Annotated in this window: 23 protein-coding genes; 17 read left to right on the top strand and 6 right to left on the bottom strand. The window is 43.1% G+C overall.

Annotation, left to right across the window (positions count from 1 at the left end; translation table 11 throughout):
• Positions 1–41 precede the first annotated feature (41 nt).
• Positions 42–272, bottom strand: a complete 231-nt coding sequence (locus R7E78_RS31205; RefSeq protein ID WP_224721257.1) for a hypothetical protein — start codon at positions 270–272, stop codon at positions 42–44.
• Positions 273–744: 472 nt separating this feature from the next.
• Between R7E78_RS31205 and R7E78_RS21885 the strand changes: the two genes are divergently transcribed.
• Positions 745–1,938, top strand: coding sequence for an acetate/propionate family kinase (locus R7E78_RS21885; RefSeq protein ID WP_017821080.1), 1,194 nt, complete (start codon positions 745–747; stop codon positions 1,936–1,938).
• A 69-nt stretch (positions 1,939–2,007) separates the two neighbouring features.
• Here the strand turns inward: R7E78_RS21885 and R7E78_RS21880 are convergent, their stop codons facing one another.
• Positions 2,008–2,937, bottom strand: coding sequence for a LysR family transcriptional regulator (locus R7E78_RS21880; protein WP_258481220.1), 930 nt, complete (start codon positions 2,935–2,937; stop codon positions 2,008–2,010).
• A gap of 128 nt (positions 2,938–3,065) precedes the next feature.
• Here R7E78_RS21880 and R7E78_RS21875 point away from each other — a divergent pair, with 128 nt between their 5' ends.
• The 4 genes from R7E78_RS21875 to R7E78_RS21860 all read left to right on the top strand — a co-directional run bounded on the left by R7E78_RS21875 (position 3,066) and on the right by R7E78_RS21860 (position 6,926).
• The gene (locus R7E78_RS21875; RefSeq protein ID WP_054579644.1) at positions 3,066–3,980 is read left to right on the top strand and encodes an alpha/beta hydrolase; all 915 of its coding nucleotides are present in this window, start codon (positions 3,066–3,068) and stop codon (positions 3,978–3,980) included.
• Positions 3,981–4,052: 72 nt separating this feature from the next.
• Positions 4,053–4,991, top strand: coding sequence for an alpha/beta hydrolase (locus tag R7E78_RS21870; RefSeq protein WP_017635745.1), 939 nt, complete (start codon positions 4,053–4,055; stop codon positions 4,989–4,991).
• Between the two features lie 205 nt (positions 4,992–5,196).
• Positions 5,197–5,499, top strand: coding sequence for a Fis family transcriptional regulator (locus R7E78_RS21865; protein ID WP_104976539.1), 303 nt, complete (start codon positions 5,197–5,199; stop codon positions 5,497–5,499).
• Positions 5,500–5,900: 401 nt separating this feature from the next.
• A complete protein-coding gene (locus R7E78_RS21860) occupies positions 5,901–6,926 on the top strand; it encodes an alpha/beta hydrolase family protein (protein ID WP_213909423.1) in 1,026 nt (341 codons plus the stop codon).
• 119 nt (positions 6,927–7,045) lie between these two features.
• Here the strand turns inward: R7E78_RS21860 and R7E78_RS21855 are convergent, their stop codons facing one another.
• Complete coding sequence (locus R7E78_RS21855; protein ID WP_053307804.1) at positions 7,046–7,852, bottom strand: sulfite exporter TauE/SafE family protein; 807 nt, start codon at positions 7,850–7,852, stop codon at positions 7,046–7,048.
• 122 nt (positions 7,853–7,974) lie between these two features.
• Here R7E78_RS21855 and R7E78_RS21850 point away from each other — a divergent pair, with 122 nt between their 5' ends.
• From R7E78_RS21850 to R7E78_RS21820, 7 genes are all read left to right on the top strand, one after another.
• Complete coding sequence (locus R7E78_RS21850; RefSeq protein WP_104976541.1) at positions 7,975–8,769, top strand: AraC family transcriptional regulator; 795 nt, start codon at positions 7,975–7,977, stop codon at positions 8,767–8,769.
• Positions 8,770–9,159: 390 nt separating this feature from the next.
• Complete coding sequence (locus tag R7E78_RS21845; RefSeq protein WP_318058241.1) at positions 9,160–9,726, top strand: DUF1826 domain-containing protein; 567 nt, start codon at positions 9,160–9,162, stop codon at positions 9,724–9,726.
• Positions 9,698–9,763, top strand: coding sequence for a hypothetical protein (locus R7E78_RS21840; protein WP_318058242.1), 66 nt, complete (start codon positions 9,698–9,700; stop codon positions 9,761–9,763). The genes R7E78_RS21845 and R7E78_RS21840 overlap by 29 nt, the downstream gene beginning before the upstream one ends.
• Positions 9,764–9,767: 4 nt before the next feature.
• On the top strand, positions 9,768–10,238 hold the full coding sequence (locus R7E78_RS21835; protein WP_025767649.1) for a Fur family transcriptional regulator: 471 nt from the start codon (positions 9,768–9,770) through the stop codon (positions 10,236–10,238).
• Positions 10,239–10,322: 84 nt separating this feature from the next.
• A complete protein-coding gene (locus R7E78_RS21830) occupies positions 10,323–11,657 on the top strand; it encodes a dihydroorotase (protein ID WP_017821072.1) in 1,335 nt (444 codons plus the stop codon).
• A 44-nt stretch (positions 11,658–11,701) separates the two neighbouring features.
• Positions 11,702–12,262 (top strand): carbonate dehydratase, encoded by a 561-nt coding sequence (locus tag R7E78_RS21825; protein WP_017821071.1) that lies wholly within the window; start codon positions 11,702–11,704, stop codon positions 12,260–12,262.
• On the top strand, positions 12,252–13,265 hold the full coding sequence (locus R7E78_RS21820; RefSeq protein ID WP_318058240.1) for a CobW family GTP-binding protein: 1,014 nt from the start codon (positions 12,252–12,254) through the stop codon (positions 13,263–13,265). The genes R7E78_RS21825 and R7E78_RS21820 overlap by 11 nt, the downstream gene beginning before the upstream one ends.
• 207 nt (positions 13,266–13,472) lie before the next feature.
• Here R7E78_RS21820 and R7E78_RS21815 read toward each other — a convergent pair whose 3' ends face one another.
• Positions 13,473–14,345 (bottom strand): aspartoacylase, encoded by an 873-nt coding sequence (locus R7E78_RS21815; RefSeq protein ID WP_182038366.1) that lies wholly within the window; start codon positions 14,343–14,345, stop codon positions 13,473–13,475.
• A gap of 147 nt (positions 14,346–14,492) precedes the next feature.
• Between R7E78_RS21815 and R7E78_RS21810 the strand changes: the two genes are divergently transcribed.
• Together R7E78_RS21810 and R7E78_RS21805 are read left to right on the top strand one after the other, a co-directional pair.
• On the top strand, positions 14,493–15,752 hold the full coding sequence (locus tag R7E78_RS21810; RefSeq protein WP_182038364.1) for a peptidoglycan DD-metalloendopeptidase family protein: 1,260 nt from the start codon (positions 14,493–14,495) through the stop codon (positions 15,750–15,752).
• A gap of 523 nt (positions 15,753–16,275) precedes the next feature.
• Entirely contained in the window at positions 16,276–17,490 is a 1,215-nt protein-coding gene (locus R7E78_RS21805) for a CobW family GTP-binding protein (protein ID WP_085569270.1), read from the top strand.
• 147 nt (positions 17,491–17,637) lie between these two features.
• Here R7E78_RS21805 and zigA read toward each other — a convergent pair whose 3' ends face one another.
• On the bottom strand, positions 17,638–18,837 hold the full coding sequence (zigA, locus tag R7E78_RS21800) for a zinc metallochaperone GTPase ZigA (protein ID WP_171342542.1): 1,200 nt from the start codon (positions 18,835–18,837) through the stop codon (positions 17,638–17,640).
• Positions 18,838–19,027: 190 nt separating this feature from the next.
• Here zigA and R7E78_RS21795 point away from each other — a divergent pair, with 190 nt between their 5' ends.
• Together R7E78_RS21795 and R7E78_RS21790 are read left to right on the top strand one after the other, a co-directional pair.
• Positions 19,028–19,453 carry a TraR/DksA C4-type zinc finger protein gene (locus R7E78_RS21795; RefSeq protein ID WP_318058239.1) on the top strand — a complete coding sequence of 142 codons (426 nt, stop codon included), beginning with the start codon at positions 19,028–19,030 and terminating at the stop codon, positions 19,451–19,453.
• Between the two features lie 280 nt (positions 19,454–19,733).
• A complete protein-coding gene (locus R7E78_RS21790) occupies positions 19,734–20,342 on the top strand; it encodes a MarC family protein (RefSeq protein WP_017635732.1) in 609 nt (202 codons plus the stop codon).
• 419 nt (positions 20,343–20,761) lie between these two features.
• Here the strand turns inward: R7E78_RS21790 and R7E78_RS21785 are convergent, their stop codons facing one another.
• Positions 20,762–21,202 carry a phosphate-starvation-inducible PsiE family protein gene (locus R7E78_RS21785; RefSeq protein WP_005375731.1) on the bottom strand — a complete coding sequence of 147 codons (441 nt, stop codon included), beginning with the start codon at positions 21,200–21,202 and terminating at the stop codon, positions 20,762–20,764.
• 773 nt (positions 21,203–21,975) lie between these two features.
• Between R7E78_RS21785 and R7E78_RS21780 the strand changes: the two genes are divergently transcribed.
• Entirely contained in the window at positions 21,976–23,169 is a 1,194-nt protein-coding gene (locus R7E78_RS21780) for a PAS domain-containing methyl-accepting chemotaxis protein (protein ID WP_318058238.1), read from the top strand.
• Positions 23,170–23,205: the final 36 nt, after the last annotated feature.

The following is a 23,205-nucleotide window of genomic DNA, read 5'->3' as shown; positions in this document are numbered from 1 at the left end:
ATCTTTCGACGTTTTTGAGGTTATCTCATAATTTGAATCAGTCATTGGCCTTCAGGTTGTGTCATGTCTTCGATAGACTCAAAGTAGTATTTACGATAAGGGAGCCCAGTAAGAGCGTCATGGACGGCATTGCGCTTCTCTCTTTCAGCAACAGTATGAAGCTTTAATATCGAATCGTTGCTCCACTTAATCACCAGCACGACAAAGATACTGCCGCCAAAAAGTATAAGAGAAACCCCCGTTTCTAAGAGAGAAGTAATAGGTTTTTGCATGCATGATAGCGTGCAAAAAAACGGCATAAGCAAAAATGAAACAGCTGATTAACAATAATAGGAAAGTCCACCCGGTTACGTCAGTTTTCGAGCAGATGTTTTTTGTCATCTGCCATCCCCAGCAGAGCAAAATCAAACCTAAGATCACTAATAGAAATGCAATAGTGGGCACATTATTACCCCGATTTATTGATTGGTTTGTTATTTTTGTTCACCCAATAAACAACGTAGCTTATATATCTGACTTTGTACAAATTGACCTATTCATAAATTATGTTTAACAAGTGATATTTTTTAGTCTTCAAATAAAATCAAAACTTGCTACAGATCAACAAAATTTGTTCAATCAAATCGCTTTTACTAAAAGATTGTTGAAAGATTAAAAAATTATTGAATAATAGAGGGGCAAACAAGAAGTACGCAGCGCACAAGCGCTATTACAACCTCTGCTCTACAACAGGATAACTATTTCATGTCTAATTCGTTTGTACTGGTGATCAACTCTGGTAGCTCTTCATTAAAATTTGCTGTTATTGATTCTGAAACCGGTGAAGCTTTGGTATCAGGTATTGGTGAGTGTTTTGGCCTACCTGAAGCTGAAATCAGTTGGAAATATCAGGGAGAAAAAACCGTTGAAGCAATTCCAGCTGGCGGTAACCATCATCAGTACGCTGTTGAGCGAGTGGTAAAACTACTCGAAACTCTAGGTTTGAGCTCAAAATTTGTCGCTGTAGGCCATCGCATTGTCGCAGGCGGTGAAACCTTTAAAGGAACTGTGAAAGTTGATGAAACAGTTATTCAAGAAGTAGAGCGCCTTGCTGAACTTGCACCACTTCATAACAAAGCGAACGCTGAAGGCATGAGAGCGGCAATGGCGGCGTTCCCTTCACTGCCTCAATTTGCTGTATTCGACACTGCTTTCCACCAAACAATGCCAGCCAAAGCCTTTATGTACGCACTTCCTTACGAGCTTTACGAAGAGCATAAAGTGCGTCGTTACGGTGCCCATGGCACAAGCCACTACTACGTAAGCCGTGAAGCAGCGAAAATGCTAGATAAGCCGGTTGAAGAAAGCAGCTTTATCACTGTGCACTTAGGTAACGGTGCATCAGTGAGTGCGGTTAAAAATGGCGAATGTGTTGATACAAGTATGGGTTTGACGCCGTTAGCTGGCCTAATGATGGGCACTCGCTGTGGTGACCTCGACCCAAGTGTTATCGAGTTCCTTTTCCGTAAAGGCTGGGAAAAAGACGAAGTGTTCGAGATGATGAACAAGAAGTCAGGTTTCTTAGGTGTATCTGGTGTGACAAGTGATGCTCGTGGCGTACTAGAAGCAATGGAAGCGGGGAATTCACGTGCGAAGTTGGCATTTGAGATCTTCACTTACCGCGTTGCGAAATACATTACATCCTACCTCGCGGCTCTGGATTCATTAGACGGCATCATCTTCACTGGTGGTATTGGTGAAAACTCACTACCAATTCGTCGTGAAATCTTGAAAAACCTAAAACTGTTAGGTTTTGTTGAAGACCAGAAAGGTAACGAAGATGCAAGATTTGGTAACGCAGGTGTTATTGCAACATCTGAGTTGTTAGGTGCCAAAGCTCTTGTTATTCCTACTAACGAGGAATTTGTGATAGCCAAACAATCGGTTGAGCTATTGTAATATATAACGAAAACAGAAAGTTAAAAGCGAGCCTCGTGCTCGCTTTTTTTACTTAAAGCAATTTGACAATTACTCTTTGGGTTTCAGAGCTTCGCGCTTTTCGATTAAAAAATCCATCAAGACGCGGATTTTTTTCGGCATATGCTCTCGTGAAGGTATATACAAATAAAACCCTGGAAACTCTTTGCACCAAGGTGTCAGAACTCGGGTCAATCTTCCCTCATTTATGTGCTTTTCCACCCATAAATCAATATGCTTCACTAAACCCACACCCTGTATTGCAGCTTGTAACATACTATAGTCATCATTAAAAATAGCATTGCCTTTAGGCTCGAAAACTAGGGTGCGCTTTGCAACATCTGGAGAGGTTAGGGACCAATGATCAATTGTTCCGCTAGAGGTAAAACGATAAGCAAGGCAATTGTGACCTTCTAAATCCTCAGGAGTTTGAGGTAGTCCATTTTGCCTAAAGTATTCAGGAGAGCCCACTATTGCCGTTGTTAACGGCGGAGTAATAGGGACCGCAACCATATGTTCATCTAAGCTTAACCCTAAGCGAATGCCAGCGTCAACGCCTTCTGCGACGATGTTAGAAAACCCATCATCCATGATTAGCTCTAGGCGTATTTTAGGATAACGAGAGAGGAACTCACCTAGATAGGGCTCAATAAGCAGCCGAGCAGCGGTTCTTGATACACTGATACGGATTAATCCCGAAGGCTCAAGATGAGAGTCGTTCAATTCGTTAACGACCTGCTCAATGTTCATCAATGAAGGTTGCAAAATATCAAGCAGACGTTGGCCTTCTTGAGTCAACGACATACTTCTAGTGGTTCTATTGATTAACCGAACTTGTAGCTGTTGCTCTAACGCTTTCAGGTGTTGTGATAAGGCAGCACGGGTTATCCCCATTTCTAAGGCTGCTTTAGTGAAACTGCGATGGCGAGCAATATGTGCAAACCACGTCAGTGATGAAATTAAAGAAGGTTCTATTCTCATTTGTTAAGTATAACTAAACAGTCATGTAGATAAAACGATATTTATCCGAAACAGTGTGTTGACTAATATTACCTCGAAGCTCAGGTCAGCCTGAGATGAACAGTTAACCTCTAATGGAGAATGTCGCTATGTCTAAAGTCACTTTCAAAAATCTCAATGGTCAAGGTATTGAGATTTCAGCGGTTATCAACTTCCCTACAGATTTTGATGCAAGTAAACAATATGCGGTGGTTGTTGTTTCACACCCAGGTGGTGGCGTAAAAGAGCAAACCGCAGGCCTATACGCGAGTAAACTTGCAAAAAGCGGCATAATTGCCATTGCGTTTGACCGTTCGTATCAAGGTGAAAGTACAGGTGAGCCTCGCCAAATGGAAAACCCTTACACGAGTACTGAAGACGTGAGCGCAGTCGTCGACTATCTGACAACGTTAGAGTACGTCGATAACGATAAAATTGGCGCAATGGGGATTTGTGCTGGTGCGGGCTATAGTGCAAATGCAGCGATCAATGATCGTCGAATCAAAGCACTGGGTATGGTTAGTGCCGTAAACATTGGCCAAATGTTCCGTAATGGTTGGGATAATTCGGTTAACGATGCTGACGCTGTTGGTTACTTAGAATTTGGTTCGAATGCTCGCACAACCGACACGAATGGTACAGAATTCGCGACTATTCCTCTAGCTCCGATGCGTGAAGAAGATGCCTCAAATGCAGAACTACGCGAAGCTTGGGAGTATTACCACACACCACGTTGTGAACATCCAAATGCGCCGGGTTTTGCTCTAACTCGTAACTTAAATCAGATCATTACTTACGATGCGTACCACAAAGCGGAAGCATTCCTAACTCAGCCAATTCTTGCTGTCGTTGGTAGTGACGCAGGCAGCAAATGGATGAGTGATGACCTGATAGAACGTGCTGCGAGTTCAGATAAAACCTTGTATGCCATTGATGGTGCAAACCATATGTCGCTTTATGATGTTGCCGAATACGTCGATGACGCAGTATCCCAACTCGCATCTTTCTTCCAACGCACTCTTTAATATTCCCGATGAAAGGCTCAATTGCTTCGAGCCTTTCTGCTCTCAAGGCTTTTTACTCTTAAGGTATTGATTATGAATATGCAAAAAATCACTTTTAGAAATGCTGATATGTCTTGGGATATGTCTGCATTAATTTTATTCCCAGAAGGCTTCAATGAATCGAAACGCTACCCAACAATGATAAGTGTTCATCCTTTTGGTAGTTGTAAAGAACAAACATCCAGCGCTGTCTATGGTAAAGCCCTTGCTGAGTTAGGTTACGTCGTGATCGCATTTGACGCGAGCTTCCAAGGAGAATCGGGAGGATTGCCTCGCTACGTAGAAGACCCAAGTCAACGTGTTGAAGATATCAGTCGCGTTATCGACTATGCAGTAACTTTACCATATGTCGATGAGAATAGAATTGGTGGACTCGGTATCTGCGGCGGTGGTGGTTACATGATCAATTCAGCCCTAACCGAAAAGCGCTTGAAAGCTGTCGTAGGTATTACGCCTGTTAACTTAGGCCGCTTGTTCCGTGAAGGCTTTAGTATGTACGACCCTATCGCCAATCTTGAAGCTATGGCTGCACAGAGAACAGCCGAAGCTCGCGGCTCAGAGCTGAAAATCGATGAACTTCTTCCTCCAAATATTGAATTTGCAAAAGAAAATGGATTAACAGAACGAGACGTGTTCGAAGCTACTGAATACTACAAAACATCACGTGGACAAACCGAAGGTGGTGCAACTCGTATGCTGTTTTCACATGCACAGAAAACACTGAGCTGGGATGCCTTTGCATTTGCCGAAACGTTATTGACTCAGCCTGTTATGGCCGTGGTAGGGCAAAAAGTCGGGGCGTTTGGTGCTTATCGTGATGGGCAGGAAATTTATGGCCGCTCTGTTCAATCAAAAGACCGACAGCTGGTTAATTTGGAAAATTGGTCTCACTATGAACTGTATGACCATCCAGAAGCAGTCGGCATTGCAATGGACAAGGTTTCTGCATTCCTTGAAACACACTTAAAATAATCTAATAAGTTAGAAGCGTTTTGTAGAGTTGCAAAGCGCTTATTTTTAACAGCGTAAGATGTAGTTCGAAGCGAGTAGGTCGGTAAATCTTCGTGCGAATAACCTCATCTACAGGCTATTGACTAAATACCACTGCCAAATACTGTTTAAGACAATGTACACTGAAACCTAATTAAAGGCGTTAGATAGGAATGAAGTTTAATTTATGCGCAAATCAGATAAGAAGGTCGAGAATCTAATTAGAGAAGTGTTGACCGAAGTTTGTGAAGATACGCTAAAAGGCTACGATGGCTTTCTTTGGGTGACTCATACCGTCAAATTCTCTTCTTTTCCACAAAGCTTAGAAATAGTCTGCGTCTTCGAAACGAAGCAAGATCGAGTTAACTTTTTTGAAGGAGAGGGCCGCCAGCATGTTTCCACAACTATTCAAAAGGCATTTAATAAGGCAGGAGTGCAACTAAAGAACGTCAGTAAGCAAATCAGTTACGATACAAAACAAAAGCATTAGCGCAGGCAGCAATGGTCCGTAATAAAATGGTGCTTGGCTACCTTGCTATAAAAATGCAAAGGGCACTGGATGGGCAATGAAGCTTCAGCTCACTTAGATATACATCGGTGTAACTATGAGTTATGGAGTTATGGATTGTGAATACGGTTGGTTTTCTAATGTTGCCTTAAGAGGCCATGATTAGTCGTTTACAATGAGTAAAGTACAAACTTCTGCATGGTGGATATCCGCAGAAAATTATTGAAAAGAAAGGCTCTAGCTGGAGCGGTCTATCATTTTCTTTGGGTTACCTCGACTATGAATAGCTTAATTGCTATGTTTCGCAAAATATATGGAGAATCTCCTGCGCGTTATTTTTCTAGATGCCGTGCAGAATAATGTGTTGACCGGCTGAGGGAAAAATGAAAACCAAAATAATAATGTCGTTTCTACTCGCTACATTGTGTGTCAGTGCCAGCGCCAGTACGAATGAGCCGAAATACCATTCTGCGCTAACAATCAAAACGGGATTCAGTGAAGACAGAGATAAGCCAGTAGAAGTCTATTATTGGTATCCCACAACGAACGAAAAAAACAATTTCACGTTTGGTAGGGGGAACATTTTTAAATCAGTCGAAACGCAGTTAGATGCCCCTTTAGCAAGTGGAAAATTTCCCGTTGTGCTTTTGTCGCAGGGCGGAACACGGTCAGCGTTTTCCCACAGTGGTTGGATAGCCTCGAGCCTGGCGCAACAAGGTTATGTCGTTGTGGTACCAAAGCCTCCTACACCGAACGAAATCAATGCAGAAATGGCTGTTGATGAAATCACATTCAGAACCAGTGATTTGGTGCTTGGGCTGAACGAATTAAGTTCGGTCGGGATACTGTCCGGAGGCGTAGATACTGATGCAGTGCAGGGGGTCGGCTTTTTTCTGGGCGGCACATCTATGCTGATGCTCTCCGGAGCGCAAATAAGCCCGGAGAAATATCGAACATCGTGTCACAACGCCAACAATGTAGACTGTCATTGGTTACGTGAAAATAACGTTGATATTACCAGCATCCCGGATCAAAAATTCCCCCGATTTCAGTCTGAAAACAAACTGAAATCGGTCGTCGTTATCAACCCTGAGCTAACGAAAACTTTTGTCCCTGAAACTCTGGCCTTGATGAACAATGCTATCACCGTGGTGGCGCTCTCTGATCGGCTACATCCCGCACTGACACCAGCCGAATCACTTGTTGCTCTTCCCAATGTGACGTTTCAAGAGATCCCCAGTGCGAGTCAGTTTAGTGCGTTCGCAGAATGTACTGAGCGTGGCATTAAAATTCTCGCATCAGAAGGGGAGGAAGCACTTTGCCAGGAGCGTGACGAGGTTTCCAGAAAGGACAATCACCAGAAAATTTTGGATGTAATTCTGACTAGCCTAACAAAGCCACAAGAATAGCAACAATGTGACACTTTCTTACACATTGTCTGTTCGAGTAAGCAAAGCGAGGAGTAAGTTTTGTGCAGGCTTATCCCTCCACCATACTGCAAGACATACTAGTGACCGTATTATTTGCCTTAATTAAGTACTTGTCCCAGCATTTTAAAGCTTAGAAGAACACACAAAATACCAACGATTTTCTTAAGAACTTTATTTGGGAAATACGCTGCACAACGCACGCCGAGGCTAGTAGTTAAGTAGCTACTAATGGAGAAGCTGATCATTGCAGGAAGGTATATGTATCCTAAGACTAAGTTGTTCCAATCTGTATTTTCCCATCCGTTTAACATGTAACCGAGGCTTCCTGACAGCGCGATAGGGAAACCTATCGCAGCAGAGGTACCAATAGCACGTTTTACCTCAAAATTTTGCTGGACAAGATAGGGGATGATCAACCCCGCACCGCTTATAGAGACAAGTGCTGATACAGAGCCAATCACCGAGCCTACAGTGATATTACCGATAGCCCCATGTGGGTTAGGGTTGTACTCATTTTCAGTGTTGAGGAACATCTTATAAGCAACATACAACATGAATACGCTGAAAAAGCCTGCCAGATAGACGCCTCGTAGATACGATGCTACGAATGTGGCGCAAAATGTTCCGACTAGAACTCCGCTCAACATTTTTACTACCATTGTCGAGTCTACATTCTCTTTTTTGTAGTGAGCGCGCATGCTGCCCAATGTTGTAATAATCATCGAAGCCATTGATGTCCCCAACGCAAGATGCACTACTTCCGTATCAGCTATTCCCTGTAGTGAAAATAGAAACGCAAAAATAGGGACGGCCATTCCACCACCACCCACACCAACGAGTCCTGCGAGAAAGCCAATGCCCAAGCCTGCCGTAATGTAATAGATAATAAAGATAGGTTCGTTCATGATGGTTCTGCCTTCGATAAAATGGTCGTTGCTAAAATGTTACTCGAACGCTAACTTGCTATGGTAACGTTAAGAGGACAGAAAATAATGAATAATGGCCAAAATGGAATTGAGTAAATAAAGTGACAAACTCTGATTACAGCGAATGGAAAAATGGCGCCGCACTGATCGTTAAGGAGTGGCAGCATGAAAGGAGCGACTTCAACCATTTGGATCAACGGCCACATAATTGGCACAGTCATCATCGAGGCCAGTTACTGTGTATAGATGAAGGGCTAATTCAGGTCAAAACCGATGAAGGAACGTGGATACTACCACCTCACCGAGCTGGTTGGATCCCCCCGGGTTCGATGCACAGTGTTTATTTTTGTGGTTCTCTGAAAGGTCGTTCATTACTGTTTACTCCAGAGAGTTGTGAGCGGTTTCCAATGGGACCTTGTGTGATCCAACTGAGCGATGTGTTGAAAGCCCTATCGGTTAGAGCATCGATATGGAGCAAAACAGACGATCTATCCATACAGTCTTTACGTATTCTTGCCGTAATATCCGATGAAATCGTCAATAGCCCTCATGAGTCACTCCACATCCCACTGCCCAGAGATCCGAGACTGCAAAAAGTTACTCAAGCAATTTTAATAGACCCAAACAGCAAACATTCTGTGGAGCATTGGGCCAATATTGGGGCAGTCTCATCTCGGACGTTAAGACGATTGATTCGAAGTGAGTTAAACATGAGTTTTAGTGAATGGCGGCAACAAGTACTGCTAATACATTCATTAGAAATGATAGCTCGAGGGGAATCGGTGGGAGATATTGCACATGCTTTAGGTTATTCGACGCCCAGTAACTTTATTGCGATGTTTCGTCGGGTCTATGGCGATTCACCCACGCGTTACTTTTCTAATCGCGGAATATAATTTCCGTGCTCGCATGCTCATGATGTTCCCCTAATTATCTTTAATCAAAAAAGGTAAATATTGAAAAGATTAATTGTTATGTTATAACATTTTCTTGTTTGGGGCTCTACAATTTGTTGTTTAAAGAATTGATCTCACAACCAGTAGTCTCCTATTGAGAGAGAGTAAACGTTGATTTCTTCACAAGCGCTGTCTGACTTGACTCTACATGGGGTGGGACTGTGTCAATATGTCCGTGAACTAGAGCGAAATCGTAACGATTACTAGGTCTCATAGCCCTAGAAAATCAACGTTATTAAAACCTTTACCTGACCTTTTTAACGCTTGGGAGGAAGATATATGAGCATTGATGTAGTTGAGAACCCGCTTCGTGTCTAAACAACATCATCGTTGGCGATATCGACATCAGCGAACATACTTAGCGACATCTACAAACCAGAGCACAATATTGCCATATGGCAGCGAACGCTCTCGAAAGAGTTGACGAAGGACATTAATCTGATGCTGGCTCAGGAGCCTAGATTGGCACTGGTACAAAGTGTCACGCCAGATGATGCTGCACAATGGGTACGAAGCAAGTTAGAGGGCTATGCGTGTGCTGATGCGCTGAGTGAAGATGTTGCTTTAATCGTCGATATGTTCTGCTGTTTGTTTGAGGTTAAAGAAGCAGGTTTGAGACTAACTCGCCTAGACAGCCCGATGTGCCCGAAATTTCACTTTGATCGTGTGCCTTGCAGACTTGTCATAACTTATACCGGCCGAGCGACCGAATGGTTAACCAACGATACCATTGATCGCACTAAACTCGGTGCCGGTAGTCTTGGTCAACCTGATCACCTATCGGGCTTATACGACTCTGAAAGTGCCATACGACGAATGCAGCCTGGCGATGTTGCCCTGCTCAAAGGAAGTGGTTGCCACTGGACTTATACATCGCTCTCCACATGTTGCAGATAATGAACGTCGCTTACTACTCACATTGGATTTCATCTAGAGATATGAGAAAGCTCAAAACGGTAGATGACGTCATGAAGCAGGTAGAGAAAATCTGCCTGCTGCGAGGTAAACAACTCACTACTAAACGGAAATTGATACTGACTTCGCTGCTATATGCGGAGAAGCCGCTTTCTGCCTACGAACTAGTTGACTACTGCAATCACAACTTTTCTCAAAACATTCAAGCGATGTCGGTTTATCGAATACTCGATTTCCTTGAAGCAGAGCACTTTGTCCATAAGCTCAATACATCTAGTAAATACGTCGTTTGTTCTCAAATCGCGTGCGATCAGGAGCATGGCGTTCCACAGTTTTTGATTTGCTCTCAGTGTGGAAAGGTTAGTGAAATAGCGGTTGAAGCCAATGTTATTTCTAGCGTATGTGCGAAAGCCATACAAGAAGGCTTCACCGTTCTTAGCCCACAATTTGAGATTTCCTGTGTTTGCGATGAATGCGCAAAGCGCCCCCTATGAGGCGGACACACGATCTCCCCTTATAGCTTCACAAGGTGACCGAGTATTGGCCACCTTTTCAAATTATCTAAAAGAATGAATTATATGTCAGCAACATTGATTAAAAACGCTCGGGTGGTCAACGAAAGAGCCATTACCGAAACAGATTTACGTATTGTTGATCAAAGAATTGACAAGATTGCTACTAATATATCCGTACAACACGGAGATATTGTAATTGATGCTAAAGGGGCTTATTTACTGCCAGGCATGATTGACGATCAAGTGCATTTCCGAGAGCCAGGGCTGACACATAAAGGCACAATTGCAAGCGAGTCGCGGGCAGCGGTAGCCGGCGGTATTACAAGCTACATGGAAATGCCCAATGTTAGTCCGGCTACAACGACTATTGACTCGTTAGAGCGCAAGTTCGCTCTCGCTAAAGAAAGCTCGTTTGCGAATTATTCTTTCTACCTCGGTGCAACCGAAGACAATCTTGAACAGATTAAACAACTTAACCCCAAACAACATTGTGGTGTGAAAGTATTTATGGGGGCATCAACAGGAAATTTGTTAGTCGAAGATCCGCAAGCGTTAGAGTCAATTTTTCGTGACTCTCCAGTACTCATTGTTACTCATTGTGAAAGTGGGACTGTTATTAAACAAAACCAGCAAAAGCAAAGGCTTAAGAAGCCAGGTTTCACTATCGAAGACCATCCCATTTTGCGTGACGAAGAGGCCTGTTACGCTTCATCTTCTTATGCGGTAGAACTTGCCAAAAAGTATCACAGCCAACTGCATGTGCTGCACATCACAACGGCGAAGGAGCTAGCACTTTTTGACGAGGGAGACATTCGAGATAAATCAATCACCGCGGAGGCTTGTGTTCACCATCTTTGGTTCAGCAACAAAGATTATGGCGCTCTTGGTAATTTGATCAAATGTAATCCTTCAATCAAGTTTCCTAGTGACCGCGATGCGTTGTTAAAAGCGTTAAATACGGGGCAAATAGATATCATTGCAACAGACCACGCTCCTCACACTTGGCAAGAAAAACAAGTGCCTTACGAGCAGGCTCCAGCCGGACTGCCGTTAGTTCAGCATGCGTTACTTACTCTCTTCGAGCATGTCCGTTTAGGTCATATGAGTTTGACTCAAGTAGTCGAAAAAACTGCGCACAACCCGGCCATTCGCTATGGCATTCAAGGCCGAGGTTTTATTCGTGAAGGTTACTACGCCGATTTGGTGTTGGTTGATGCTCATACCCCAACACGAGTTAGCAACGAAAACAGTTTATATCACTGTGGTTGGTCGCCTTTTGCTGGACATGAATTTTCAGCTCAAATTCAAAAGACTTGGGTCAATGGCGCGCTAGTTTATGCCAATAACAAAGTCATCGATAAACCAGCTGGAGCGATGCGTTTATCCTTCAATCGTTAAGTCGCTGACCGTAAAAAAAGAGCCATAAACAAACTGGAAGCATTATGTTAAGAAGAAACCCAACGGGCCATATGCCACAGGTGTCCTCAACAGCCTTTATCGATCCAACCGCTATTATCTGTGGCAAAGTCATTATTGAGGATAACGTTTTTATTGGACCCTATGCTGTTATTCGAGCTGACGAAGTTAATAACCATGGAGACATGGAAGCTATCGTCATCAAACGTGACACCAATATCCAAGATGGTGTCGTAATTCACTCTAAGGCAGGGGCTGCGGTGACAATTGGTGAGCGCTCATCCATTGCTCATCGTTCGATTATTCATGGTCCTTGCCAGGTTTGTGATGATGTTTTCATTGGCTTCAACTCCGTCGTGTTCAATAGCGTCATCGGTGAGAGGTGTGTTATTCGTCATAACTGTGTCGTCGATGGCCTCGATTTACCCGCTTATTTCCATGTACCACCGATGACCAATATTGGTGTCGGTTTTGATTTAGAGAGTATCTCTAAAGTGCCGCCAGAATATTCAGCTTTTTCCGAATCCGTCGTTTCTGCCAACCATGAACTAGTCCAAGGCTACCGGAGAATTGCCAATGAACTTTAATAAGCCACTGATTTCGCGAGTGCCGACTAACATCATCACTGGCTTTCTCGGGGTGGGGAAAACATCTGCAATAATGCACTTATTGACCCATAAACCGAGTCATGAACGTTGGGCTGTATTGGTCAATGAATTTGGCGAAGTTGGTATTGATGGCAGCTTGTTACAAGGCCAAAAAAAACAACAAGACCAAGTGTTTATTCGAGAGGTCCCCGGGGGATGTATGTGCTGTGCAGCAGGTCTTCCGATGCAAATCGCCTTAAATCAATTATTGTCTAAAGCAAGGCCAGATCGATTGTTGATTGAGCCTACAGGCCTTGGTCATCCTAAAGAAGTACTGCAAGTGCTATCGACCGAGTATTATCGTCAAATTCTCGCTTTGCAAAAAAACATTACTTTAGTCGATGCACGTAAACTATCGGATCCTAAGTACACTGAGCATGAAACGTTTAACCAGCAAATCACTATCGCAGATACAGTGGTAGGTAATAAGCGCGATCTCTATCAAGATGAAGATGAGCAAAAGCTGACGGCTTATATAGCAAAGCTCGGTCTGCGGGAAACAAAAGTGATTTTCGCTGAACATGGCGCTATCCCTTTTCATGAATGTGAGGGAGCGACTCGTATTGACGTGCAAAAAACGCCCTCTGTTCTTTATCGTGAAAGAGAGAAAAAGTCACTTGTTCCTGAGTTGCCTATGCCTGAGAGTGGCATTCTAAAAGCAACCAATCAGGGGGAAGGTTTCTACAGTATCGGTTGGCGTATCTCCGCTGAAAACGTGTTCGATCATCAAAAGCTGAGATTATTGCTGCTCGACCTCAAGGTCGAACGAATGAAAGCGGTTTTTATCACGGGAAGCGGTATTTTTGGTTACAATCTAACATCAGATGGACTCACAGAGTTTGAACTAGACGAGTGTTCAGAAAGCCGCCTAGAACTGATCTCTTCCGGTCTAGATGACCAATTTGAAGATAGATTATTTCGATGTTTGGAGAAGGCATCATGATAGAAAAGAGAAAACTCTCCTTTTAACCATAATGTCTTACCTCCTTAAAATTCTAGTGGGGTTTCTTTTAAAGCTGCGCTTAGGGCACTTATGCTGCCGTATTAGGGTGGGGTTAGTACCCGTGTTTTCTGCCTATGCGGTTCAGGCACAGTTTTATTCATGGGGTGAGGTATCCACGTTACACGTGGCCTAATTACTTGCTTTAAGTTACACGGAAGAAACACGTCTTTTTTTAGCGAGGGCCATTGCTATATTTGCGGTACTGTAGGCGCTCTCATTGATAAAGTGCGGGTAAATTTCCCCTTTGCCATTCCAATGGATATCATAACCAGCGAAAGTCGCTAATAAAGGTGCTCCTGGTTTGACCGCCTCAAAATCTCTGCCACAAATAGTAGGGTGTACTAGTGCTTGCCGCATACCCTCTTGATCAAGTGGAACCCTGATTTCTTCGGTGTAAAAAAACGCCTCATAATCGCTCAGTAAGCCTATTTGGTTGAGGTTGTGCTTTTCAACATAGTCCAATACTGCGGTAAGCATCTGTTTCATCAACTCCAACGTACTGTACTCTAGCGCACCATGTGCTTGCGCCCCGACCTCAATCATTATTCCATATTGCCCAGCAGTACAAAGGTAAGGTTGCTCTTGCCATTCTTTTCGCTCTTCGAAAAGGATATGTGCTGATGGCATTCGTTGTTTGACGTACGCGCCCAGTTTCCGATAAAACACATCGTTAGAAAGCAAAATCAACGTCGCTCCCATATTGCTTGTTGTATTGTGCAGGTCAACAATCAACAGTTTTTCTTGGTTTGCATATTTCTCGATAAATTGATGTACAATCTTGCTTTCATGCAAATCAGGACAATGATTGCTATTCATTGCTGAGAACTCGCGATTTAAGTCTGTATCGATGTATCGGACGTTGTGTTTTACTGCTTCGGAGTTTGCGATGATCGAGCAGGCTGAAAAGGTTGATCTATTGACAGAGTAACGTTTTTCTTTGATTAGTTTATGTAAATAAATACCAGAAAGTTCGTTTCCGTGTGTTCCTGCAACGATCAGTGCTGAATTGAATGTGTTCATTATTGATCCTTCTCAAAGAGAATGGGTTGAATGACTGGTCTTCTCTTAGCCAATCCAGTGAACTGAATAAACGTTTACTAAACTGAGTAAAAACAATCCTAGATATGTTATAACATAACAATCGTTATTATTGTTACTTAGTTTCTCATGAGTCAGTTTAAATTTATTGCTTTAATCGTTGCTGTGTTTTGTTTTTCGGTCGCTTTGCTTCTACCTACAGAGGATGAGCCAAATCAAGATAGTCACAGCGTTCAACTGAATCAAAGCAGTGATTCGTCACCACCTCCATCATCAAAGATAGTGGTTCCCTCAGATGTCAGTTTGACTCCGTTGCCTAAACCTAAACAAATACACTACATAGTTAAAGTGGGAGATACGCTCAGTGGTATCTTCGCTCAATTGGGTCTCCCTTACGGTATTTTGCAGCAAATTCTCTCAGTTGATCTTGATCACCTCCAGCTAGATATGATTAAGCCCGGAGAAGAGCTTGAATTAGTGATGGATGACATGGGGCAATTGAGTCGACTAATTTATCATATGAGCCTTGTAGAGAAGGCTCTCTACACTAGAGAAAACGATGGCTCCTTCTCTTACGAATTTCAGGAAATTTCAGGGGAATGGCGTGAAACCTTATTTTCGGGAGAAATCAAAGGGAGTTTTTCAGTCTCGGCACATCGAGTAGGATTGGCATCAGGCCACGTCGCAAATATTACGCAGGTGATGAAAGATAAGATTGATTTTGCGCGATCTCTTAGAGCCGGTGACCGTTTCGATATATTAGTGAAACAGCAATATTTAGGTGAACACAAAACTGGCAATAGTGAGATTAAGGCTATTTCTTTTAACTTAGCGAAGGGCGAAGTCGCTGCATTTCTAGCCGAGGATGGACGGTTCTATGATAGAGCTGGTAACAGTTTGGAGCGAGCGTTTAACCGTTATCCTGTCGATAGGGCATACCGCCGAATCACCTCTGGGTTTAACCCTAAGCGTAAACACCCAGTGACGGGAAGAGTCACCCCGCATAACGGAACGGATTTCGCGACACCAATCGGTGCGCCAGTTTATTCTACTGGGGATGGAAAAGTAATTGCGGTCCGCAAGCACCCTTATGCCGGTAATTATTTAGTGATTGAACATAACAGTGTGTACAAAACTCGTTACCTACACTTGAATAAAATCTTGGTTAAAAAAGGTCAAGTTATAAAGCGTGGGCAAAAAATAGCCCTCTCTGGGAATACTGGTCGTTCAACCGGACCACATTTACATTTTGAAGTTTTAGTTCGTAATCGTCCGGTTGATGCAATGAAAGCCGACTTACCTATCGCGAAGTCGCTTCCTAACATCCAGAAACCTTCATTTTTGGCGCGAGTATCAGAGTTTGATTATCTAGTAGAAACGAAAAACTGAGTCCCGACAATTTGTTAGGGCTCAGTTATGCTATTTTGTGTTATGAGGTTGGAGCAATAGGTGAGTCTCAATATGTGTTCCTAGAAGAATAATGACTGCGATTTTTTCTTTTACGTGCGTCCACATCCGCAACATCGGACGCTTTGCAACAATCTCCGCCTTTGATCGGCCTACGTGAAAACATCACACCAATTGCGAGCATCGCAATACAACTTAGGAAAATAAGAACGGTAAGAACTAAAGTCATAACACCACCTCCTATAAATCGCTGTATTGTCATCTTTCTCCAATTTTATAAACAAAGCAATGGTCGTTTTGTAACCACTTATTATTTTTATCAATAGTCAGACCTTTGCTGGTGATGAAACGTGCTGAGAAACGAAGGCGAGTTCTGAAAAATCAGTCTCTGTGGTCTTTACCGATTCTTAAGCTATGGGTCTAAGACAGCAATTGGATTCCTTCTATAACTCATCAAATTGTTATGTTATAACATGTGCTTATTCAGAGTTTGTAGGTCAAAGGTATGCCATCAATTCCAGTCACTATTTTGCATGGGTTTCTCGGGTCAGGGAAAACCACTTTTTTACGCAACATTCTTCAACAAGCCGATTCTTCTGGTATTGATCTTTCCGTTATTGTGAATGACATGAGTGAGTTAGACGTTGATGGCGTGCTTATCTTAAATACCGATGCGGTGAGTGAAGAGCAGGGCAACTTTGTCACGATCAGTGGAGACAGCATCAGCAGCCCGAGTGGTGTAAAGCAGCTCGATAAAGCCCTTAAAAAGCTCTGCGCAGAAAAATGGCCAGAATGGATTGTGATTGAAACGTCGGGCAGTAGTCATCCTTTGCCTTTGGTTGAGTATTTTAAAAACAACGCACCATTCGCACTCAAAGACGTGATTACGTTGGTGGATGCGACTTGGTTGCGAGATGACTATCGACAAGGCTCTGCCTTAATTCCGAAGTGGCAAGAGAACGTACAGCAGGGTGTTCGCGGCGTTGAAAACTTGTTGGTAGAGCAAATTATGTTCTCAAACCGTGTCATGCTCACCAAGACGGACAAAGTGGATGACAATACCGTTCGCAACATCGCGCAGGGGATTCATCCGCTTAATGTTTACACCGAGATAATCAAAACGTCATGGGGAAACTTGGATATCCGCATGTTGAAAGGTGAGCAAGACTACAATTTCTTCCTTGTTGAGCAGTTAATCGCAGAACTTCGTGAGACGGTGAATGAGCCGTTGAATCTCTCTGATAAAGACGAACAAAGCCTTGTCGCCAAAGTGATCAAAGATGATCGACCTTTTCATCCTGCGCGTTTGTGGAGTACCTGCCACCAGTATTTAACTAAAGGTGTGTTCCGCAGTAAGGGGTTCTTTTGGTTTCCAACTCGAGACGATGTTTCACTGCTTTGGAGCCAAGCAAGCGGCAATGTGGGGCTTGAAATTACAGGCTTTTGGCGCGCTTCGGTAATCAATGACGAATCGCAAAACTTCACTGAGGAACATCGTCAAATCCTGCAAGATAAGATAGACAGCGTTGAAAGCCGCTTTGGTGATCGTCGTTGTCGCTTAACGGTGATTGGGCAAGAAAACGAAGTCGATGTGTTTATTGATGCGCTGGAAAACTGCTTTTTAACGGATGCGGAACTGGAGCAATGGCAACAAGGGGCAACATTTGAAGATCCTTGGCCAAAGAAAATAGCTAAGTTGAGCCAGAAGAAGACGGTTTGAATGCACTGGTGAGGATTCCCTCGCTACATGTTTGAATCTCGGGTTGTTTCGAGAACGGACTTACTGAATTGGCTCGGTATACCAAAATTGGCTCTGTGTAACGAAAAAGCCTCCCGAATGGTGGGAGGCTTTTTGTATCTCAGTCGTTTACTGTTCCCATTCAGGGAAAGGGTCTTCCAGAGATAACCAATAGTCGAGCCCTTGCTCCATCTCATCTTCTGTTAACAAGCATTCGTTAAGACGAGCAATCAATTTCTCTTGCTCTAATCCCTGACCAATAAACACCAATTCTTGTCGCATATCGCCGTATGGTTCTTGCCAAATGTCGTTTATAGCATCTAGGTAATCTTGAACCGTCGGCCATTCCTCCTTCGGAATCGCTTTCCAAAACATACCTGCAACACCATAACGTGCGATGCCTCCCGCTTGGCTCCATTGACCGACAAACTCTGGTCTGGTTGCTAGCCAAAAGTAACCCTTGGAACGAATCAGTTTGCCGTAATCTTTCGCATTGTGGAGGAAGTCGTAAAACTTCTCTGGATGGAAAGGGCGTCTCGCATGATAGGCAAAGCTGGAAATGCCGTATTCTTCGGTTTCCGGTATGTGCTCGCCTCGCATTTCCTTCAACCAACCTGGGGCTTGTTGTGCCTTTTCAAAACTGAAGCTTTGTGTGTCGAGTACCGCATCAAGTTCTACTTCACCATTCGAGATAGGAAGAATAGTGGCCGATGTATTAAGAGTTTTAAGAATCGCAAGAAGCCTTTCGATTTCTGATTTCTCAGCAAGGTCGGTTTTACTTATCAAGATAACGTCAGCGAACTCTACTTGATCAACGAGTAAGTCAGCAACGCTGCGTTCATCGTCTTCACCTAATGATTCGGCTGTCTCTGTTAAGAACTTAGCTTCATCGTAATCACGCAGAAAGTTAATCGCATCAACCACCGTAACCATGGTGTCTAAACGTGCAACGTCTGAAAGTGATAGCCCGTTTTCATCAGCAAACGTAAAAGTCTCTGCAACGGGAAGTGGCTCGGCGATGCCAGTGGACTCGATAACTAAGTAATCGAATCTGCCTTCTTGCGCGAGTTTAGTGACTTCTTCAAGCAGATCTTCACGCAGGGTACAACAGATGCAACCGTTACTCATTTCAACCAACTTTTCTTCACTGTGGTTGAGAGAAACTTCATTCTGAACGGTCGCTGCATCGATGTTGACTTCGCTCATGTCGTTGACGATGACCGCGACTTTTCTGCCTTGTCTATTGTTAAGAATATGACTTAAAACGGTTGTTTTTCCTGCGCCTAGAAAGCCGGACAAAACCGTAACAGGGAGTTTCTGGGTGTTCATGCTCATGCTCTTTATAGTGTAACGTTATAATATAACAATTAATATGGTCGGTGATCTTAACTCTGGCATCAAGCAGTTTGTGAGTGTGTCGAGCACTGCACCTTATTGGCGGCTTTATTTGTCGTTTAGTTGCACAGGTTCAGATGTCCGGAATTTAGAGATCGAACTCTTATCTCGGTGTGGAGGTTCTATGAACGAAGAGAAAAAGCATGTCATGACAGAAGAAGAAATTCTTGCATCGCCCGAGGCGGATTATATGAATGAAGCTCAGCTCGCGTTTTTTGAAAACCGATTATTTGAGCTTTATGAATTGACGTTAGCGCATATTGAATGCGCGAAAGAAGAGATGATTGCGCCAATGGAATTCAGTGACGAAAGCGATAGGGCGTCCAGTGAGGAGCAATCTGCAATCGCATTAAGAATCATAGATAGAGAGCAAAAGCTGTTACCTAAGATTCAACGATCGTTGGCTCGCTTGCGCGCAGGGGAGTATGGCTATTGTTTAGAGTCCGGAGAACCTATCGGCATTCCAAGGTTATTGGCACGACCTACTGCTGAATATAGTGCAGAAGTAAAAGCTCAAATGGAGTCAAAAGAGCACTGGTATAAACACTAAAGCCTCACTATCTTATGACGTCGATATTCTTCTCGTTCACTTGTTTTTTTTGATGTTCTCTGAGAAGTCTAAAGCGATGGCGACTACCGTTAGGTATGGTAGTCATTACCTTTGAGATATTAATAGTTATCGATAGGATAGAAGTAAGTTCTGTATTGTAAATAACGCACCATTTTTGTTTTTCTGAATGAGCTCTCGCTATGTTAGCGTCAAACATTTTCTCTGCTACTTCAAGCTGATCTTCTATCCTTAAAGCTAAATTGGTACTGGAGAAAGTAGCATGATTGACTTTGTGGCAACTTTTATCTTTTTCTTTGCTGTCATCGATCCCATAGGTACTGTGCCCGTTTTTATCGCAGCCACAAAAAGCTATGAAGAAGTGGCAAAGCGTAAGGTCGCTCTGTTTGCGACTCTATTCTCCGCTGCTATCCTACTGTTTTTTGTTGTTGCTGGTGAAATCATACTTACAGCAATGCGTATTCCCTTGTCTGCGTTTCAAATCTCGGGCGGTATCGTATTGTTCTTGTTTGCTTTGACTATGATATTTGGTGAGAGTAAACCAGCAGAAGAAATCAGAACGCTCAATAGTCATCATGATACAGCAGTTTTTCCTCTAGCCATTCCATCAATTGCTAGCCCTGGCGCAATATTAGCCGCCGTTTTACTCACAGAGAACGTGCGGTTTAATATTTGGGAGCAAGTCCAGACAGTGGCTATGATGCTGCTGGTACTATTGGTTGTTTATATCTTGCTATTAATGGCCAGCGGCATACACAGGATTATTGGGAATACAGGAGCTAGTGCTGTAAGTCGGATCATGGGGTTGATATTAGCCGCTGTGGCCACGACCAACACTCTGAATGGGATTGAAAGTTACTTTGACCTTTAAGGCTTTTTCGCAAACTGAGCTGAAGGTATGCGTTAAGAGCTAATTTTACGGCGAGATGACCGACCACCTGACAATCACTTTTCTGGCGGTTACTTTTAGCCGGATGTAATCCTTCAGGCTATTCGTGACGACCTTGTTTAAGAGGATCACGGAAAAGTTGAAATTAAAATACATAGATGTTGAGGGTATAAATCAGATTGGGAACTGGAGCAACACTTGCCCCATTGAGCTGTGCCAATACTCAAAGATTAGCTGCTAGAAAATAATATCGATAATTTCTCCGCCTAGGCACTACTCTATAATCTTGTAGTCTAGCAGTATATAGAGCCTAGCATGGAGGAATTTATTAGCTTCCAACGTGCCAAGACAAGACTTTTTCATGCCTTGAAAGTATCTGAAAATTCGGGAGGCTGAGAAGTTTATTCAGTATGGCTCTTATTGGGCAGTTTATGGATCAGCCAGTAACCAAGACTCATACTAAGAACTACAGCCGCAATTCCAATCAGGTACATTGGAGACAAGGTTTCAAAGTCTATAATAATGACCTTTCGGGAGATTGCCATCAGCGCGGTGGCCATGACGATTTTTACATGAATAACATTTTCTCTCAGGTAAATAGTTATATTGATGAAAATTTCAATAGCAATTAAAACGGCCATAAAAGCACCAAAAGTGGCTAGCATATCTGAAATCGTCAGAATGAGTTTAGGTGGCGTGATAAGTTTTTGATATATCGTCCATGCAACATCTATCACACCCATGACGATTACAAACAACATAACTATCGACAATACTCTTACAGACCAATGAATCACTATCTGTAATTTTTTTGTTAACTTATCATTTTTATCGACTTCCATGGCCCTGTTTCCTTCGCTTGTTTATGTTCACTTAACCTTCATATGTTGAAGCTAGACAATTGAATACATGTCGTTTAAAGCATAGTTGCTGTGGTGAGAGATAGAAGCGTCCGAGGGAAGGAAGTTATGAAACTTAGGAGTGGGCACAATGTTGGACACATAATGTAATCTCTGGTGTCATGCGTTATTACCTCATTACCTCATTACCTCATTACCTCATTGCCTCATTTCTGATCGTAACGAGTCGACTGGTGAGGTGGTGATTCATCACCTTCACGGCAAACTGAATGAGCGGATACCACAACGTATTGATACTGGGCAAATCGATGCGCTTGTTGCTGGTTCCTCCGTGCGTTGTTAATAGAAATACAAGCGAATAAGGAGTGGGTAATCGCTCAAAAGTCGGGTGGAACAGCGATAAAACGGCAAAAATTATTGGAACTAAGTCAAAGCCCTTTTTTGATGGAAAGGCTTATTGATCTGAACACACCAATTTTCCATATAAGTACATCCACAAATACAAACCTCAAACTGGCGATAAAGAGCTTTAATATTAATAAATATATAAACAGCTTGGGCGCTGAAGAAATTTCAGTATACTGCGCTTAGGTTACACTGTAGAAAAAATCGCCGTATTCCCAGCGGGGTCCTTTGATGAGAAATAGAAATCGCGTTTGAATATGCAACCAAATGATTTTGCCGCTTGCAGTTTATTCGGTATACAAATAATAAACCTTTGACTAGTCCGAAGGTCGGTCAAATGAGAGAAAGTCATGTTTTTTAATAAGTCGCTTCAACAAGAAAATCAACGATTAAAGCAGGAGTTGCAAATCCTGCAGCAAATCCAAACCAGTTTAGATGAAGAGATGATCCGCTTAACATTGGATAGTAAAGGCCTCATTACTTCTGCAAATACCAAACTACAGCAAGAACTTTTCTTACATGATGATGAGATCTTAAAGAAATCAATTACTGAATTGGTACCGTCAAATTCGCGCAATACAGACCACTTTCATCGAATGAAGAAAGCCGTCCAAGATAAAGTGTTCTGGAATGGGGCATTGCAAGTACAGAAAGGTAATGGTGAGGAAGCCTGGTTAAGAACGATTATCCAGCCTGTTTTAAATGAGCGCAGAGAAGTAGAAAGCTTTTTTGTTTTTGCTTCTGAACTTACGCGAACGATCAAATCATCTCGTGAGCAAGAGGACATGCTAAATGCATTAAGTCGTTCTATGGCGGTGATTGAGTTCACATTAGATGGCCATGTTTTAAAAGCCAACGATAATTTCCTAAACACAATGGGTTATACGCTTGATCAGATTCTAGGGAAGCATCATCGCATGTTTTGTGAACAGGAAGAGTCGAGCTCTCAAGCTTACCGTGAGTTTTGGCAACGTTTAGCAAAAGGGCAATTTTCATCAGAGCGATTCAAACGAGTTAACCGTTATGGTGAAGAGGTGTGGCTAGAGGCTTCATATAACCCTATCCATAACGACAGAGGAGAGCTCTACAAGGTCGTTAAGTTCGCGACAGATATTACCCAGCAGGTGATGCAGGAACAGAAAATGGCCCAGGCTGCGCAATTGGCGAACGAAATCTCCCAAGAAACTGGAACACAAACCCTGCAAGGGCAAGAGGTTATAGGCTCAACGTTAGAAAAGATGCAGATACTTTCCGAGCAAATGCAGCAAGCGAACACCGCGATTGACGAGCTTAAAGCGCACTCATCGCGTATTAGCGAGTTGGTAAATAGCATCAGTGGTATCGCTGACCAAACTAACTTATTGGCGTTAAATGCGGCGATAGAAGCGGCTCGTGCGGGTGAGCATGGTAGAGGTTTTGCCGTTGTTGCTGATGAAGTCAGACAGCTTGCTACAAGAACCAATGCAACCACCGATGAAATTGTCACAATGGTCAGTGAAAACCTACTGATCCGCACCAGCAGTTTTGGACACCGAGTTAAGTGAGTACAATCACTAACGAGGTGAAGCATGACAAGCAAG

This window comes from Vibrio sp. YT-19(2023), from assembly GCF_033337395.1.
This window is presented reverse-complemented; position numbering and strand designations above follow the sequence as displayed.